Source organism: Variovorax sp. Varisp41 (genome assembly GCF_047325085.1).
Taxonomy (GTDB): Bacteria; Pseudomonadota; Gammaproteobacteria; order Burkholderiales; family Burkholderiaceae_C; genus Variovorax.
This window is the reverse complement of the sequence record NZ_CP168540.1, coordinates 1,550,419-1,564,770: the sequence shown is the minus strand read 5'-3', so window position 1 is coordinate 1,564,770 and position 14,352 is coordinate 1,550,419. Positions and strand designations below refer to the sequence as shown.

15 protein-coding genes and 1 tRNA gene are annotated in these 14,352 nt (G+C 70.4%); 4 read left to right on the top strand and 12 right to left on the bottom strand.

Annotated features, from left to right (window positions below; translation table 11 throughout):
• The first annotated feature begins 46 nt into the window (after positions 1 to 46).
• Together ACEN9J_RS07290 and ACEN9J_RS07285 are read left to right on the top strand one after the other, a co-directional pair.
• The gene (locus tag ACEN9J_RS07290) at positions 47 to 1,522 is read left to right on the top strand and encodes a DegQ family serine endoprotease (protein ID WP_413763697.1); all 1,476 of its coding nucleotides are present in this window, start codon (positions 47 to 49) and stop codon (positions 1,520 to 1,522) included.
• A 34-nt stretch (positions 1,523 to 1,556) separates the two neighbouring features.
• Complete coding sequence (locus tag ACEN9J_RS07285) at positions 1,557 to 1,913, top strand: hypothetical protein (protein ID WP_057592470.1); 357 nt, start codon at positions 1,557 to 1,559, stop codon at positions 1,911 to 1,913.
• A gap of 15 nt (positions 1,914 to 1,928) precedes the next feature.
• Here the strand turns inward: ACEN9J_RS07285 and ACEN9J_RS07280 are convergent, their stop codons facing one another.
• The 3 genes from ACEN9J_RS07280 to ACEN9J_RS07270 all read right to left on the bottom strand — a co-directional run bounded on the left by ACEN9J_RS07280 (position 1,929) and on the right by ACEN9J_RS07270 (position 5,634).
• A complete protein-coding gene (locus tag ACEN9J_RS07280) occupies positions 1,929 to 3,755 on the bottom strand; it encodes a sensor histidine kinase (protein WP_413763696.1) in 1,827 nt (608 codons plus the stop codon).
• 64 nt (positions 3,756 to 3,819) lie between these two features.
• The gene (locus ACEN9J_RS07275; protein ID WP_057592468.1) at positions 3,820 to 4,572 is read right to left on the bottom strand and encodes a response regulator transcription factor; all 753 of its coding nucleotides are present in this window, start codon (positions 4,570 to 4,572) and stop codon (positions 3,820 to 3,822) included.
• 99 nt (positions 4,573 to 4,671) lie between these two features.
• Positions 4,672 to 5,634, bottom strand: coding sequence for a helix-turn-helix transcriptional regulator (locus tag ACEN9J_RS07270; RefSeq protein WP_413763695.1), 963 nt, complete (start codon positions 5,632 to 5,634; stop codon positions 4,672 to 4,674).
• Positions 5,635 to 5,729: 95 nt separating this feature from the next.
• Here ACEN9J_RS07270 and ACEN9J_RS07265 point away from each other — a divergent pair, with 95 nt between their 5' ends.
• Positions 5,730 to 6,134 (top strand): GFA family protein, encoded by a 405-nt coding sequence (locus tag ACEN9J_RS07265; protein WP_057592466.1) that lies wholly within the window; start codon positions 5,730 to 5,732, stop codon positions 6,132 to 6,134.
• Positions 6,135 to 6,196: 62 nt separating this feature from the next.
• On the opposite strand, the gene ACEN9J_RS07260 is transcribed toward ACEN9J_RS07265, so the two are convergent.
• Positions 6,197 to 7,087 carry a peptidoglycan-binding protein gene (locus tag ACEN9J_RS07260; protein ID WP_057592465.1) on the bottom strand — a complete coding sequence of 297 codons (891 nt, stop codon included), beginning with the start codon at positions 7,085 to 7,087 and terminating at the stop codon, positions 6,197 to 6,199.
• A gap of 565 nt (positions 7,088 to 7,652) precedes the next feature.
• Here ACEN9J_RS07260 and ACEN9J_RS07255 point away from each other — a divergent pair.
• Positions 7,653 to 7,886, top strand: a complete 234-nt coding sequence (locus ACEN9J_RS07255; protein ID WP_057598089.1) for a hypothetical protein — start codon at positions 7,653 to 7,655, stop codon at positions 7,884 to 7,886.
• 134 nt (positions 7,887 to 8,020) lie between these two features.
• Here ACEN9J_RS07255 and ACEN9J_RS07250 read toward each other — a convergent pair whose 3' ends face one another.
• From ACEN9J_RS07250 to ACEN9J_RS07215, 8 genes are all read right to left on the bottom strand, one after another.
• Complete coding sequence (locus tag ACEN9J_RS07250) at positions 8,021 to 8,245, bottom strand: hypothetical protein (RefSeq protein WP_057596660.1); 225 nt, start codon at positions 8,243 to 8,245, stop codon at positions 8,021 to 8,023.
• Positions 8,246 to 8,303: 58 nt separating this feature from the next.
• The gene (locus ACEN9J_RS07245) at positions 8,304 to 8,573 is read right to left on the bottom strand and encodes a hypothetical protein (RefSeq protein ID WP_057596661.1); all 270 of its coding nucleotides are present in this window, start codon (positions 8,571 to 8,573) and stop codon (positions 8,304 to 8,306) included.
• A 366-nt stretch (positions 8,574 to 8,939) separates the two neighbouring features.
• Positions 8,940 to 9,015, bottom strand: a tRNA-Asn gene (locus tag ACEN9J_RS07240).
• A gap of 68 nt (positions 9,016 to 9,083) precedes the next feature.
• Entirely contained in the window at positions 9,084 to 11,177 is a 2,094-nt protein-coding gene (locus tag ACEN9J_RS07235; protein ID WP_413763694.1) for a TonB-dependent siderophore receptor, read from the bottom strand.
• Between the two features lie 59 nt (positions 11,178 to 11,236).
• Positions 11,237 to 12,193 carry a thiamine phosphate synthase gene (gene thiE, locus ACEN9J_RS07230; RefSeq protein ID WP_413763693.1) on the bottom strand — a complete coding sequence of 319 codons (957 nt, stop codon included), beginning with the start codon at positions 12,191 to 12,193 and terminating at the stop codon, positions 11,237 to 11,239.
• Between the two features lie 8 nt (positions 12,194 to 12,201).
• Positions 12,202 to 13,017: a thiazole synthase gene (locus tag ACEN9J_RS07225; RefSeq protein ID WP_413763692.1), complete on the bottom strand. Its 816-nt coding sequence runs from the start codon at positions 13,015 to 13,017 to the stop codon at positions 12,202 to 12,204.
• A gap of 23 nt (positions 13,018 to 13,040) precedes the next feature.
• Positions 13,041 to 13,238 (bottom strand): sulfur carrier protein ThiS, encoded by a 198-nt coding sequence (gene thiS / locus ACEN9J_RS07220; protein WP_057596681.1) that lies wholly within the window; start codon positions 13,236 to 13,238, stop codon positions 13,041 to 13,043.
• A gap of 5 nt (positions 13,239 to 13,243) precedes the next feature.
• Positions 13,244 to 14,329: an FAD-dependent oxidoreductase gene (locus ACEN9J_RS07215; RefSeq protein ID WP_413763691.1), complete on the bottom strand. Its 1,086-nt coding sequence runs from the start codon at positions 14,327 to 14,329 to the stop codon at positions 13,244 to 13,246.
• Positions 14,330 to 14,352 lie beyond the last annotated feature (23 nt).

Sequence of the window (14,352 nt, the reverse complement as noted above, 5' to 3'; positions counted from 1 at the left end):
TCCTTCCATCGCATCAGCGTCACGACGCAATGAAAGGAACCGATCCATGAACACCCGACTGACTTCGCCCCGTGCCCTGGTCCTGGCCCTGGCCACCGCGGGCGTGATCGGCGCCGTCGGCGCCGGCGCCTACACCAGCGCGCGCGCCGTGGGCACGCCCACCAACGCCACCGCGACCGCACCGGCCGCCATGGTCACGCTGCCCGACTTCTCGACCATCACCGCGCGCGACGGCGCGGCCGTGGTCAACATCAGCGTCACCGGCACCATGAAGGCCTCGGACGACGAGCAGGCCGCGCAGATCCAGGGCATCGATCCCGATGACCCGATGTTCCAGTTCTTCCGCCGCTTCCAGGGGCAGATGAACCCGCGCGGCCAGCAGCAGCGCGACGTGCCGGTGCGCGCCCAGGGCTCGGGCTTCATCGTCGACGCCAACGGCATCATCCTGACGAACGCCCACGTGGTGAAGGACGCGAAGGAAGTCACCGTCAAGCTCACCGACCGCCGCGAGTACCGCGCCAAGGTGCTCGGCGCCGATGCCAAGACCGACATCGCGGTGCTCAAGATCGACGCCAAGAACCTGCCGGTGCTCGCGCTGGGCAACACCAAGGACCTGAAGGTCGGCGAATGGGTGCTGGCCATCGGCTCGCCCTTCGGCTTCGAGAACACCGTGACGGCCGGCGTGGTCAGCGCCAAGGGCCGCACGCTGCCCGACGACAGCTACGTGCCCTTCATCCAGACCGACGTGGCCGTGAACCCCGGCAACTCGGGCGGCCCGCTGCTCAACACGCGCGGCGAGGTGGTCGGCATCAACTCGCAGATCTACAGCCGCAGCGGCGGCTACCAGGGCGTGTCGTTCTCGATCCCGATCGACGTGGCGGTGCAGGTCAAGGACCAGATCGTCGCCACCGGCAAGGCCGTGCACGGCCGCCTCGGCGTGGCGGTGCAGGAGGTGAACCAGGCCTTCGCCGATTCCTTCAAGCTCGACAAGCCCGAGGGCGCGCTGGTCTCGAACATCGAGAAGGGCGGCCCCGGCGACAAGGCGGGCCTGAAGGCCGGCGACGTGATCCGCAAGGTCGGCGACCAGCCCATCGTGTCCTCGGGCGACCTGCCCGCGGTGATCGGCCAGCAGGCGCCCGGCACCAAGGTCACGCTCGAGGTGTGGCGCCAGGGCGAACGCCAGGAGCTGACGGCGAAGCTCGGCGATGCCAGCGACAAGCCGGCCCAGGTCGCGAAGGCCGACAAGGCCACCGGCCAGGGCAAGCTGGGCCTGGCGCTGCGGCCGCTGCAGCCCGACGAGAAGCGCGAGGCCTCGGTGGAGACCGGCCTGCTGATCGAGGACGCGGCCGGCCCGTCGGCGATGGCCGGCGTGCAGGCCGGCGACGTGCTGCTGGCGATCAACGGCACGCCCGCCAAGACCGTGGAGCAGGTGCGCGAGGTGGTCGCGAAGGCCGACAAGTCGGTGGCGCTGCTGATCCAGCGCGGCGACGACAAGATCTTCGTGCCGGTGCGCATCGGCTGACAGCCCCGGGCCGGACCCCGACGCGCGACGACCGATGAAGCCGCCGCACCGACGGTCTTCGGCCCCGCAGGCCGAGCACCTCGACCCTGCCGACAGCGCCGCCAACGGGCTGTCGGCCCACATCCTGCCGACCTCAGCCACCATGATCGGCGTGTGCATGACCGTGATGTCCATCGGGCACCTCGGTCCGCGCGACGATCTGCGGCTGGTGATCGATCGGCTGCTCGCGGTCGACGCGCTGGTCTTCCTGGCCAGCGCGTTGCTGTCGTTCATCTCGATGCGCATGCGGCGCTCGGGCGCGCGGCTCGAGGCCTGGGGCGAGGTGGTGTTCATCGCGGGCCTGGCGCTGCTGGCGCTCGGTGCCGTGGCGCTGACCTTCGCGCTGCGCTGAACCCGGTGGCCGCGTTCAGTGCCGCGGGCAGTCGAGCGCGCCCGGCCACTCGAGCGTGATGCGCGTGCCGCCGGCGGCGTTCTCCCGCGCCTCTGCCGGCTCCATCACCAGCCGCGCGCCGATGCTCAGCGCGCGCGCCCGCATGTTCGCGAGGCCATGCCCCATGGCCTTCGGCGCGGCGTCCGCGGGCCGCGGGCCGATGCCGTCGTCCGTCAGCACGATGCGCACGCGCGGGGGCTGCGCCTCGGCCTGCCAGCGCGCATGCAGCACGATGCGCGTCGCGCGCGCATGCTTGAGCACGTTGGTGAAGGCCTCGAGCAGGATGCGCTGCAGCTGCAGCGCGGCCTGGGCCGAGAACGGCGCCACCGGCGGTATCACGCCCACGTCCCATTCGAGCGCGATGCCGGCCGCGTCCAGCCGCGGCTGCAGCCGGTAGCGCAGGGTGGCGAGCACGGTCGCGAGGTCGTCGTGCGTGGGCTGCAGCGAGTCGACCGCCATGCGCATCTCGTCGAGCGCGAGCTTCACGTGCTCCTCGACCACGGCGCGGTCGGGCGCGGGCTGGGTCACGACGTTGAGCAGGCCCACGAGCTGCGAGCCGACGCCGTCGTGGATCTCGCGCATGATGCGCTGGCGCTCGAGCAGCACGGCCTGTTCCTGCTGCTGCAGCCGCAGCGCGTCGAAGGCCACGCGCAGCTGTCCCTCGCGCTCGGCCACCCGCTCGGCCAGGGTGGCGTTGAGCGCGCCGTAGTCGGCCACGGTGCGGCTGTAGCGGTCGACCACCAGGCCCGCGAGGATCAGCACGAAGAAGAACATCGCGCGCGGCGTCTGCGAGGTGTCGGAGCCGCCGAAGAAGCCCATGCGCATCAGCAGCAGGTCGTACATGCCCGCGAGGATGGCGAGCACGCCTGCCAGCAGCAGCACCATGGCGATCGGCCGGCGCTCCACCCAGGCGCTGCGCGCCACCACCGGCAGGCAGGCCACGCCGGTGAGGTTCAGCAGCACCAGCCCGGCGGTCCACAGCGCCGGCCAGGCCAGCGCGAAGGCCGCGATGGCGCTCGCCATCGCGATACCCATAGCCGCGTAGAGCGCGCGCACCAGCCCCACCGAACCGCGCTGCAGCGCCAGCAGCACGAAGCGCGTGATGAGCCCGATGTGCAGCGCATAGCAGACCGCGACCACCACGCCCCAGAGCGGCCAGGGCAGGTTCATGTCGGGCCGCACCCGGTCGATGTTGTGCGGCAGGCCCGAGAGCGCGGCGAGCGCGAAGCAGCCATAGAGCGCATGGCGCTGGCGCAGCCAGAGCGCGCCCGACAGGCAGCCCATCAGCGCGAGGACGGCCGCGTTGACGATCACCGAGGTGTGGCGCCAGCGCTGGTAGCCGCGGTAGCGCGGCAGCAGCTCGCGCTCGGTGCCGTACTGCAGCGTGGCCAGTGCCGCGCCGCGCTGGCGTTGCACGGTGGTGCGGATCACCAGTTCCTGCGCGGCGCCGGTGCGCTGCAGCGACGCGGCCACCGGCACGAAGGGCGTGCCCTTGGTGTCGTAGGACGGATCGCCGAGCGTGCCGAAGCCCGCGAGCGGCGTGCCGTTGAACTCGATTGCGACCTGGTTGCCCACGCCCGCGAACAGCAGCGCGGCCGGTTCGCTCGCGGGCGCCGCCGCGGCGGGAAGGGCGATGCGGTAGGTGGCCCTGCCGCCGCGGCCCGGAAAGGCATGGTCCCAGCGGAACGGCAACTGCACTTGGCGTTCCTCGGCGGGCAGGCCGTCGGGTTCGAGGCGGGCCTCGGCGCTGGTGACGGTGTAGGGCGTGGCGGTGCTGCTGGCGATGGCCGGGCCTGCGATCAACAGCAGCGCGGCGACCAGGGCGAACAGGAAGCGCAGATCGGAAGAAGAGGCGGCGGCAGGCTGCTCAGGGCAGCCAGCCCAGGTTGCGCGCCTCGAACACGGCTTCGGACTTGTTGTGGACATCCAGCTTGCCGTAGATATTGCGGATATGGGTTTGAACGGTCGAAGCCGAGACTCCCATCCGCGCGCCGACTTCGGCATAGGTGAAACCACGGGAGACGAGGTCCAGCACCTCCGATTCGCGCGGCGACAGCCGCACCGGCGGCGTGCGAGGGAGTGCCGAGGATGCCATGGCCGAGCCGATCGTGTCCTGGGCCAGCCCGACCAGCGCGGCGGCGCCGGCAGGCACGGGGGCGTCGGTGCGGGCCTGCCAGCGGCGCAGCAGCTGCCGCGCGATCACCGGCGACATCGGCGAGCCGCCCGCGCGCAGGTGGCGGATGTGGGCCGCGAGGTCGCGCTCGGTGCCGTCCTTGAGCAGGTAGCCGCTGGCGCCGGCCTCGAAGGCGCGCAGCATGTTGGCTTCGTCGCCGAAGATCGACAGCACCATCACCGCGCAGGCGGGCTGCATGCCGCGGCAGCGGTCGATGACCTGCAGCCCCGGGATGTCGGGCAGGCCCAGGTCGACCAGCAGCACGTCGACCGGGTTGTCCTCGAGCCAGGCCAGCAGCTCGGTCGCGGTCGAGGCGCAATGGGCCAGGGTCAGCGAGGGGTCGGCATCGATCACGCGGGCGAGGCGCTCGCGCATGCCGGTGTCGTCCTCGACCAGCGCGACCTGCGTGGTCGAGAGAAGGGGAGCGGCTGCGGTGTCGATGGCCATGGCGCGGGGCTGCGGTCCTCGGGTGGGCGGACCCGCAGCGTAGGGGCCGGCGCGCGCCGTGCCCATCCTATATACGTGGGAGGGGCGCGGGCCGCGCGTTCAGGCGGCCGACATGCGCGCCAGCCGCGACGCCACGCGCTGCAGGTGCGCGCCGAGCTCGGGCGGCGACTCGACCTCGAAGTCGTGTCCCAGGCAGCCGAGCCAGACCGCCAGCGCATCGAGCGAATTGGCCGCGGTCTGGATGCGCGTGCGGTCGGGCGCCACGGCCTCGGGCACGCCGCCGACCCACGACAACTGGCCGTCGAGCGCGGCCACGGGCGCATGCACCAGCACGCGCGCATGGTGCAGGTAGGGCGAGATCTGCAGCGCGTGCTGCATGTAGGCCGCGATGTCGCCGTGCGGCAGCCGCCGCGGCGTGAAGCGCGCGCCGGTGGGCTCGGGATCGACGATGCGGTCGAGCCGGAAGGTGCGCCAGTCCTCGCGGTCCGTGTCCCAGGCCAGCAGGTACCAGCGCTGGCCGGTCTGTACCACGCGGTGCGGCTCCACGCGGCGGCTGCTGACGACCTCGTGGTGGTCGCGGTAGCCGAAGCGCAGCAGCGCGCGGTTGGCGCAGGCCTCGGCGAACAGCGACACCGCCTTGAGCCGGATGTCCGAGCGCTTCTGCAGCACCGGCACCACGGTGGCGCGCAGCTTGTCGAGCCGGCGGCGCAGCCGCGGCGGCATCAGCTGCTCGAGCTTGGCCAGCGCGCGCATCGAGGCGTTCTCGATGTCGTTGCCGCCGTCGCTGGAGGCCGGGCCCACGCCCAGGCCGACCGCGACCGCGATCGCTTCCTCGTCCTCGAGCAGGAGCGGCGGCAGGCTGTTGCCCGCGCCCAGCCGGTAGCCGCCGGCGACGCCCGAGGTGGAATCGACCGTGTAGCCGAGGCTGCGCAGCCGGTCGACGTCGCGGCGCAGGGTGCGCTCGGTGATCTCGAGGCGGCGCGCGAGCTCGGCGCCGGTCCAGGCGCGCTGGGCCTGGAACAGCGACAACAGGCGGATGAGGCGGGCGGAGGCGGAGAGCATGGAAGCGATGATGCCTGCGATCGAGGACAGGATCTGTCCGCAATGGACCTTAGTCTTCGGGCCTTCCAACACCTCAGACCCCAGGAGAAAAGCCCATGCTCAAGACCTACAACGGCAGCTGCCACTGCGGCAAGGTTCGCTTCCAGGCCGACATCGATCTCGCGGCCGGCACCGGCCGTTGCAACTGCTCGATCTGTGCCAAGGCGCGCAACTGGGGGGCGATCGTGCGGCCCGAGGCCTTCCGGATGGTCAGTGGCGAGGAGGAGCTGTCGAGCTACCAGTTCGGCTCGTACAGCACGCACCACCTGTTCTGCCGCCATTGCGGCGTGCGGCCCTTCGGCCGCGGCGACGTGGCCGAGGTCGGTGGCAAGTACGTCAGCATCAATGTCAGCTGCCTCGACGACGCCACGCCCGACGAACTGGTGGCCGCGCCCGTGATGTACATGGACGGGCGCAACAACAACTGGTTCAACCCGCCGGCCGAGACGCGGCATCTCTGAAAGACGGGCGATAAAAAGCCCCGCGGCCTGGCGGCGGCGGGGCTGCTCGTCTCTCGCCGCGCTTACTTGCGGCGACGCGCCGGCTGCTCGGCCGGCACATAGGTCTGCGACGGTGCCGCGCCGCCATCCACGCCGAGGCGGCCACCGCCACCCAGGCCCTGGCCGCGCACGGTCTGCGCCTTGTAGTTGCGCAGCGAACGGACCATCTGGTTGAAGGCGTCCATGAAGGCCGCCGCGATCACCTTGCCTTGCGGGGTGCGCGTGTAGCCGCCGATGCCACCGGCCGCGCGGCCGCCGGCGAGGTCGGCGAAGCCGCCGAAGTCGGTCTTCGAGGCGCTGCCTTCCGCCGCCGCGACCTGCACGCCCGAGCGGTTGTCGATCAGGGTCAGCAGCGCCGAGGCTTCCTTGGTCTGCAGGTTCGCGCCCAGGTTCGCGATCGCACGGCCACGGCCACCGCCGACCAGTCCGCCGAGCGCGCCGCCGAGGCCGCCCGCGTCGCTGTTGCTGAACACGATCTCGGGCGACAGGCCGTAGTCCGACGCGACCATCTGGCCGCGGCCGAAGTTGCTGCCGCCACGCATCTCGCCCGACTGCTGCAGCGCGCGCTCGCGCGTCATCGCGTTCATGCCGGCCGCGCCGCGCTCGACCACCACGAAGCAGTTCGATTGCTGCACCAGCAGGCGCAGCAGGTTGGCGGTGGGCGGCAGCTTGTATTCGCCGGTCAGCACCGTGTACCAGCCGGCATTCACGTTCTCGATCAGCGAGACGGTGCCCAGCGGCGAGTCGCAGCGCTCGAGCGCGCTGCTTTCGCCCGAGGTGGCGGCGCCGGCCGCGCTGCCCGTGGCGACGGTCTTGGCCGATTGGCTGCCCATCTGCATGTCCATGGTCTGGCAACCCGAGAGGGCCAGCAGGCCGGCCAGTGCGCTTGCGAGAGAAAGTTTGGAAAAAGCCATGTCCCGATCTATCAAGTGAAACAACACGGCGCCCGCGCGGCAGGCGCCCCTATCGAACAGCCGAAGGTGGGACCGCGTGGCCAATACGAGCTCCCGATTCGATACCGCGTCGCAAGCGACCGCGCGACGATACGGACCGGTCACCCGGTACGCCAGTGTCGAAAGTCATGTGCGCATGCGCGTCGTCCGCGGTGCGGAGTCCGGCATGGCCTGGGATGGAAAACGGCTCCTCGACCTCGGCTCGAACGGGGGCTCTTGGAAGGTGGCCCATCTTCGAAACGCGCCGCCTGGTGCGCTGCGCGAACGGCAAGGCCCGGGGGCTTGCGCGACGCGCCGGCCGGCGTAGCGAGGCGCGATTATCCATCCGGAAATCTTCAGAAAAGATGAGCGCGACGACGGTGTTCTCACCAAGCGCTTCGAGTGAAAACCTTCATCTTATTTTTGACGCCCAGTTAACATTTCATCGTTGGCGGAGGGTTGTGGCGCGTGATGGATCTCACGCGGCCCGCAGTCGGCTGGCGTTGTTTTGCTTTTTTTCCTCACTTCCAGAATCAGGAGTTTTCAGATGGCAACCACCAAGAAGAACGTCGTTGGAGAAGCGGCAGCCGAACTCACGCGCCAGCAGGTGCAGCAGGCCCTGGCGATCGCGGGCGCGGCGGAATTCAGCGGCTCGACCGACCCGGCCTTCGTCGGCTCCGTGCTCGTGGCGCTGGCCATCAACACCAGCTCGGTCAGCGCGACCATCGACAACGCGAAGACCCGCCGCGATGCGACTGGCGGCGGCGTGACGGCGCACTGATCGAACGGCCGGAAAACGAAAGGCCGGCAAGCGCGATGCCTGCCGGCCTGGGTGGATCGGGTGTGGACGCGAGCCCGATGACGCCTGGTCTTCGCGATGCCGCGGTTCAGCGCGCGGCCCGCCTCATCGCATCGTCATTCGCAGCGAAACAGCACGCCGCTCTCGGCCGGTGCCTTGCCGAGCCAGCGCGGGCTCTGGCTCTTGTTGTCGCAGTAGATCTGTGCCTGCGTGTAGGTGGTGGCGCGCAGAACGCCTTCGCGGAACTGCATCACTTCGTTCGGGGGCGTCGAGCAGCCGGCGATGGCCAGCGCGCAGGGGATCGACAGGAGGGCCAGGAGGGACGGTGCATGCCAGTTCATCGCACGATTCTCCGACATTCCCGTGTCTTCCAAGGCATGCACCCGTGCGCCGAACGCCTCATCCCTGGTTGGCCGCGGCGGCCGCGCCCGGGTACAGGTACCTGAAGTAAGGGCCCGAGCTGCCGAACAACCGTGCCGCGAGCTGCACCGGATCCTCGGCGCTGTGCTTCTCGTAGAGCACCGGTCCCCAGATGATGAAGCCGTCGATGCTGAGCGTGGCGGGCGCGGGCTCGATCGCCTTCCAGGCATGGGCGAATTTCGAGATCCAGGCGAGGGCGTCGGTCAGCGCGTAGTTGGGCACGACCACCGGTTGTTCGATGCGGGGCATGGCGGTACTCCTGGGTTGAGAGAACTGTACAAATATACAGTAAACTACGGCCCATGGCAGGCGCGCGGCGCACCACTTTCCATTCTCCTTGACGGGTTGCCCGTCCCTTTGATGCTTGACTGCAAGAAGGCTTGAGCCCGGTCCGATGCCGGGCTTTTTTTTGTCCGCGCGATTCGTCGATCGCGTCGTCTTCGCGCTGCATGCGGGCGATGAAGAAAGAGCGGATGCGATGCGTGCGATCGGCCATCGATCGTGTTCCCGCATTCGTTCTTCGGCACGCGTTTGCAGGTCGATGCGCGAGCACAAAGGAAAATGCCCCGCTACCTTGTGAGTAGCGGGGCATCCAGTAGCCTTGCGGCTTGTTTTTGGCTCCTCGACCTGGGCTCGAACCAGGGACCTACGGATTAACAGTCCGGCGCTCTACCGACTGAGCTATCGAGGAACAAGCCTCAGATTATAGCGTCGTTTTTGAGGGTCTGGCAAACCGACGCAACTTTTCGCTAAAAAAGTTCAGAGCGCGATGCTCACGCCCAGTCGCAGCGTGCGCGGCGCGCCCGGGAACAGGTAGACGTGGCTGAACTGGTAGGGCGATTCCTTCCAGTAGCGGCGATCGAAGACGTTGTCGACGGCCAGCGACCAACTGGTGTTCACGCCGTTGAGCCTGGTGTCGTAGCGCAGCACCGCATCGAGGCGCGTCCACGACGGCAGTCGGATCGAACCATCGGGCAGCACGTTGCGCCGGCCTTCGTACGACAGCTGTCCCGCGATCTCGAGGCCCGCCACCGCGGGCACGCGGTAGGCGACCTGCGCGCGCAGCACCTGCTTGGGCACGTTGGTCGGCGACTGTCCGTTGAGCGCGGGATCGGCCGTGCTGCCGCGGCGCTTCGCGTCGATGACCGACACGCTGCCGCCGAGGCGCCACGGTCCCTGGTTCCATTGCGCACCGGCCTCGAGTCCGCGATGCACGGCGCGGCCGTCGTTGCGCACGGTGCACGATTCGCCGCAGGCATCGAGGTTGGTCAGCGGCCGCGAGATGTCGAACCACGCGAGCTGCCAGTTGAAGGCCTCGTTGCCGCCCTTGAGGCCCAGCTCCCATTGGCGCGAGGCGAGCGCCGCGAGCGCCTGCCCCGCATTGCCGTAGAGGTCGGGGCGGTTCGGCACCACCTGCGACTCCACGCCCTTGCCCCAGCTCGCATAGGCCAGCAGCTCGGGCCGCAGCACGTAGCTCACGGCCACCCACGGCGTGGTCACGTCCTGCTTGTAGCCGGTCGGGTTCGAGCCGTCGTTGCCGATGCTGCTGCGGTCGAGCCGCGTGTGGCGCACGCCGACCCAGGTGGTGAAGCGCTCGTTCCAGCGGATCGCGTCCTGCAGGGTGAGCTCGGTCGAGCGCTCGTCGCGGTTGGTCTGCGGCGTGGTGGCGTCGGGCGCCGGCGGCACGAAGGAGGTCGCCCAGATGTTGCCGGTGCCCGCGTAGTTGTAGGCCTGGTTCTGGAAGCGGTTGCGCACGCGGCTTTGCAGCAGGCCGATGCCGAGCTCGTGCCGCACGCTACCCGTCATCACGTTGCCCTTGAGGTTGAGGCTGCCCGCGGTCTGCGTGCGGTGCTCGTTCTCGCTGCGGAAATCGTAGACGTCGAAGGTGCCGTCGCTGCAGTAGCGGTCGTAGTTGCCCTCGGCGCCGCAACCGAAGGCATAGGCCAGGCGGTCGTCGGTGCGCAGCCGTTGCCGGCCGAGCTGCGCGCTCCAGCGCCAGTCGGCGTCGATGGCCTGGCTGAAGCGCAGCGTGCCGGTCAGCGCATCGAATTCCGAAGGCTGCGACCAGGGCTGGTTGTTGAGGTTGATGCGCGGATCGACCGGCGCCGGCAACCGGGCACCCAGCAGGCTGTAGCCATTCTGGCTCGGCTGCGTCTTGCGGCTCTTCTCGATCTCGAACTCGAGCACCGAGTCGCGCGTGATGCGCCAGTCGGCCGCGAGCGAGAACAGGTTGCGGTTGCCGTCGAGGTCGTGCACCAGCGGCTTGAGGTTCTCGGCCGCGACGTTGATCCGGTAGCCGAACTCGCGCTGCGCGCCGAAGCGCCCGCCGAGGTCGACAGCGCCGAGCAGGCTGCCGCGGCTGGTGGTCTCGATGCGCACCGCGCGCAGGTCGTGCTCGGTCGGCCGCTTGACCACGTAGTTGACGAGCCCGCCCGGCGCACTGGTGCCGGCCTGGATGCCGCTGGTGCCGCGCAGGATCTCGACGCGCTCCTTGTTGTCGAGCGGGATCGAGGTCTCGGCGCTGATCGGCAGGCCCTCGCGCCGGTAGTTGAAGCGGTTGTCGAGCACGAAGCCGCGCACCGTGAGGTAGTCCCAGTAGCCGGCCGAGTTGTAGGCATCGGTCACCGAGGCATCGAACTGCGTGAGGTCCGCGAGGCGGCGCGCACCGCTCGCGCGCAGCTGGTTGCTGTCGATCACGGTGGCCGACAGCGGCAGCTCGCGCAGTGGCACGTCGCCGAAGCCGCTGATCTCGGCCGGCGGCGCGAGCGTGGAGGGGTTCACGGTCACGGCCGGCAGCGCGGTGGTGTCCTGTGCCTGGGCGAAGGCACCGTGAGCAGCGAGCAGCGCGGCCATCGCGCAGGCGACGGGGGTGCGGGAAAGAAGAAGAGAAGGATGCGTCATTCGGTCGGTGTTCAGGGCTTCGCAGCCGATGCGGTGCGGTGGGCGTCGATCGCTGCCATCCATTGCGCGGCCGTGCCCTCGGGGTCCTCGGCGGCGACCAGCGCGCGTACCACGGCGACGGAGCCGACGCCGGTGGCGAGCACCTCGGGCAGGCGCAGCGCGTCGATGCCGCCGATGCCCACCTGCGGATAGCCGCGCAGCAGGCGCGCGTAGGCCGCGAGACGCGCCACGCCTTGCGGCGCGGTCGCCATCTTCTTGAGCGTGGTCGGGTAGACCGCACCCATCGCGATGTAGCTGGGGCCGACCGCGTCGGCGCGCACCATCTCGGCATAGCCGTGCGTGCTGACGCCCAGGCGCAGGCCGGCGGCGCGGATCCGTTGCAGCTCCTCGGGCGCGAGCGCATCGAGGTCTTCCTGGCCCAGGTGCACGCCGTAGGCGCGCGCCTCGATCGCCACGCGCCAGTGGTCGTTGATGAACAGCAGCGCGTCGGTACCTTGCACGGCCGCCACGGCCGCGTGAACTTCGCGCGCCACGGCCGCCGCGTCCTCGGACTTGAAGCGCAGCTGCACCGTCGGCACGCCCGCGCGCGCCATGCGGCCGACCCAGGCGGCATCGGGCAGCACGGCATAGAGGCCGAGCTGCTCGGGGCAGGGCGCGAAGGCGTTGTCGCGCGCCGCCGGCGGAAATTCGCGCAGGCCGAAATCGGCGGGCGCGTCGGGCCAGCGCTGCGCATCGAAGCCGCCGAGGCGCTCGCTCTGCGCGCGCCACGCGCGTGCGATGCATTCGGCGTCGATGTCGATGAAGCCGAGCGCGCCGCAGGCCTGTCGCGCGCCACGGTAGATGGCGTCGTCGGCGCTGTAGGCGATCGCGGTCGCGGGGGCCGAGGTGGCGGCACCGAAGCGCAGGCCATGCGCCGCGACGATCTCCTGCGCGACGCGCGCGCGGTCCGGTCGTTGTTCGTGGTTCATGCTGCCGCTCATCCCGCGTGATGCCAGAACGGCGTGCCCAGCACCGGCGTGCTCGCCTGCGCCGCATCCTGCGCGGCCATGGCGCCGGCGCGGCGCGCGGCCCGGCCCGCTTGCACCGCATCGGCGAAGGCGCCGGCCATCGCGACTGGGTCCTGCGCGAGCGCGACGGCGGTGTTCAGCAGCACGCCATCGAAGCCCCACTCCATCACCTGGCAGGCATGCGAGGGCAGGCCCAGTCCGGCGTCGACCAGCATCGGCACCTCGAGCCGGTCGCGCAGCACCTGCAGCGCATAGGGGTTGACCGGCCCGCGGCCGGTGCCGATCGGCGCGGCCCACGGCATCACGGCCTGGCAGCCGATGTCGACCAGCCGCTGGCACAGCACCAGGTCCTCGGTGCAGTAGGGCAGCACCTTGAAGCCGTCGCGGATCAGCTGCGAGGCGGCATCGACCAGGTTCAGCGTGTCGGGCTGCAGCGTGTAGTCGTCGCCGATCAGCTCGAGCTTGATCCACGGCGTGTCGAACAGCTCGCGCGCCATCTGCGCGGTGGCGACCACTTCCTGCACGCTGTGGCAGCCCGCGGTGTTGGGCAGCACCGGCACCTCGAGCCGGCGCAGCAGTTCCCAGAAGCCGTTGCCGAGCTCGCTGTTGCCCGAGCCCTGGTTGGTGGTCTGGCGCCGCAGCGAGGCCGTGAGCATCGCGGGCTTCGCGCGCTTCACGGCGGCCTCGAGCAGGTCGGGCGAGGGGTAGCGCGCGGTGCCCAGCAGCAGGCGGCTGTGGAAGGTCTCGCCGTAGAGCACCAGCGGATCGTTCGGGGTCGTGGTCATCGGTCTTGTCTCCATCAATGCGTTCAGCCGCCCGTCACCGGGCGGATCACCTCGACGCGGTCGTCGGGCCGCAGCGCGCGCGCGGCATAGGCCGAGCGCGGCACGAACTCGCGGTTCACGGCCACCGCGAAGGGCGGCGTGGCATTCAGCGCGGCGAGTGCGTCGGTCAGCGTGGCGTGCTCGGGCAGCGCGAAGGGCTTGTCGTTGATCAGGATGTTCATCGTCGTCATGGAGTCTCCAGGCCGAAGCCTTGCGCCAGCGGCGAGCGGCCCTGCGCGAGCCACTCCATCGCGGCATCGAGCAGCGCGGGCGCGATCATGAAACCGTGGCGGTACAGGCCGTTGATCTGCAGCACGCGCGGCCGCGGCTGGCGCAGCGCGGGCAGGTTGTCGGGCAGAGTGGGGCGGCACTGCGTCGCGATCTCGACGATGCGCGCCTCGGCGAAGCCGCTGTGCACTGCGTAGGCGGCACTGAGCAGCTCGAGCGTGGAGCGCACGCTCGCGGGCGACATGTCGTCCGATTCGATCTCGGTCGCGCCGATCACGAACAGGCCTTCGGGCTTGGGCGCGATGTAGAGCGGATAGCGCGGATGCACGAGCCGCGTGGGCCGCGCCAGCGTCACGTCGGGCGCATGCACGCGGATCACCTCGCCGCGCACGCCGCGCAGCGCGTTCCATTGCGGCCGGGCACCGAGGCCGCGGCAGTCGATCAGCCAGTCGGGCTGGCCCGGCGAACCGGGCGCGAAGTCCTCGGGCGCGCGCGGCGATTGCCAGTGCAGCGTGACCTTGTCGTCGGCCTGCAGCGTCGCGAGCAGCGCTGCCAGCAGCGCGCGATTGTCGAGCTGGCCTTCGCCGGGCAGGAACAGGCCGCTGGCGAAACGCCGGCCCAGCGAGGGCTCGAGCGCCTCGATGCCCGCGCCATCGAGCGTGCGCATCGGCGCCAGCTCGGGCACCTGCGTGCCGGTGTGGGCCAGCACGCGCGCGAGCCGCGCGGCCTCGTTCGCATCCTGCCGGTGCCACAGCACCAGCGTGCCTTCGCGCTGGAAGAAAACAGGCCGCGCCAGCGGCGCGAGCAGCTCGGGCCAGCGCGACAGCGCGTGGTGGCCCATGCGCACCAGCGGCACCGGCGCCACCGCCGACTCGGCCAGCGGCGCGAGCATGGCCGCGGCCACGCGCGCCGCCGCGCCTTCGGCCTCGGCGCCGCCCGCTTCGTAAAGGTCGACGCGGCAGCCGGCCCGCGCGAGCGTCACGGCCATCAGCCGGCCCATGAGGCCCGCACCGAGGATCGCCACCGATCGGAAGGGCAGGTTCATCGCCATGCTCCTTGCGCCTTCGA

Excerpts from the sequence above, each read along its gene's own strand:
- ACEN9J_RS07290 (WP_413763697.1), top strand. The coding sequence starts at position 47 with ATGAACACCCGACTGACTTCGCCCCGTGCCCTGGTCCTGGCCCTGGCC.
- ACEN9J_RS07285 (WP_057592470.1), top strand. The coding sequence starts at position 1,557 with ATGAAGCCGCCGCACCGACGGTCTTCGGCCCCGCAGGCCGAGCACCTC.
- ACEN9J_RS07275 (WP_057592468.1), bottom strand. The coding sequence starts at position 4,572 with ATGGCCATCGACACCGCAGCCGCTCCCCTTCTCTCGACCACGCAGGTC.
- ACEN9J_RS07270 (WP_413763695.1), bottom strand. The coding sequence starts at position 5,634 with ATGCTCTCCGCCTCCGCCCGCCTCATCCGCCTGTTGTCGCTGTTCCAG.
- ACEN9J_RS07265 (WP_057592466.1), top strand. The coding sequence starts at position 5,730 with ATGCTCAAGACCTACAACGGCAGCTGCCACTGCGGCAAGGTTCGCTTC.
- ACEN9J_RS07260 (WP_057592465.1), bottom strand. The coding sequence starts at position 7,087 with ATGGCTTTTTCCAAACTTTCTCTCGCAAGCGCACTGGCCGGCCTGCTG.
- ACEN9J_RS07255 (WP_057598089.1), top strand. The coding sequence starts at position 7,653 with ATGGCAACCACCAAGAAGAACGTCGTTGGAGAAGCGGCAGCCGAACTC.
- ACEN9J_RS07250 (WP_057596660.1), bottom strand. The coding sequence starts at position 8,245 with ATGAACTGGCATGCACCGTCCCTCCTGGCCCTCCTGTCGATCCCCTGC.
- ACEN9J_RS07245 (WP_057596661.1), bottom strand. The coding sequence starts at position 8,573 with ATGCCCCGCATCGAACAACCGGTGGTCGTGCCCAACTACGCGCTGACC.
- ACEN9J_RS07235 (WP_413763694.1), bottom strand. The coding sequence starts at position 11,177 with ATGGCCGCGCTGCTCGCTGCTCACGGTGCCTTCGCCCAGGCACAGGAC.
- thiE (WP_413763693.1), bottom strand. The coding sequence starts at position 12,193 with ATGAACCACGAACAACGACCGGACCGCGCGCGCGTCGCGCAGGAGATC.
- ACEN9J_RS07225 (WP_413763692.1), bottom strand. The coding sequence starts at position 13,017 with ATGACCACGACCCCGAACGATCCGCTGGTGCTCTACGGCGAGACCTTC.
- thiS (WP_057596681.1), bottom strand. The coding sequence starts at position 13,238 with ATGAACATCCTGATCAACGACAAGCCCTTCGCGCTGCCCGAGCACGCC.
- ACEN9J_RS07215 (WP_413763691.1), bottom strand. The coding sequence starts at position 14,329 with ATGAACCTGCCCTTCCGATCGGTGGCGATCCTCGGTGCGGGCCTCATG.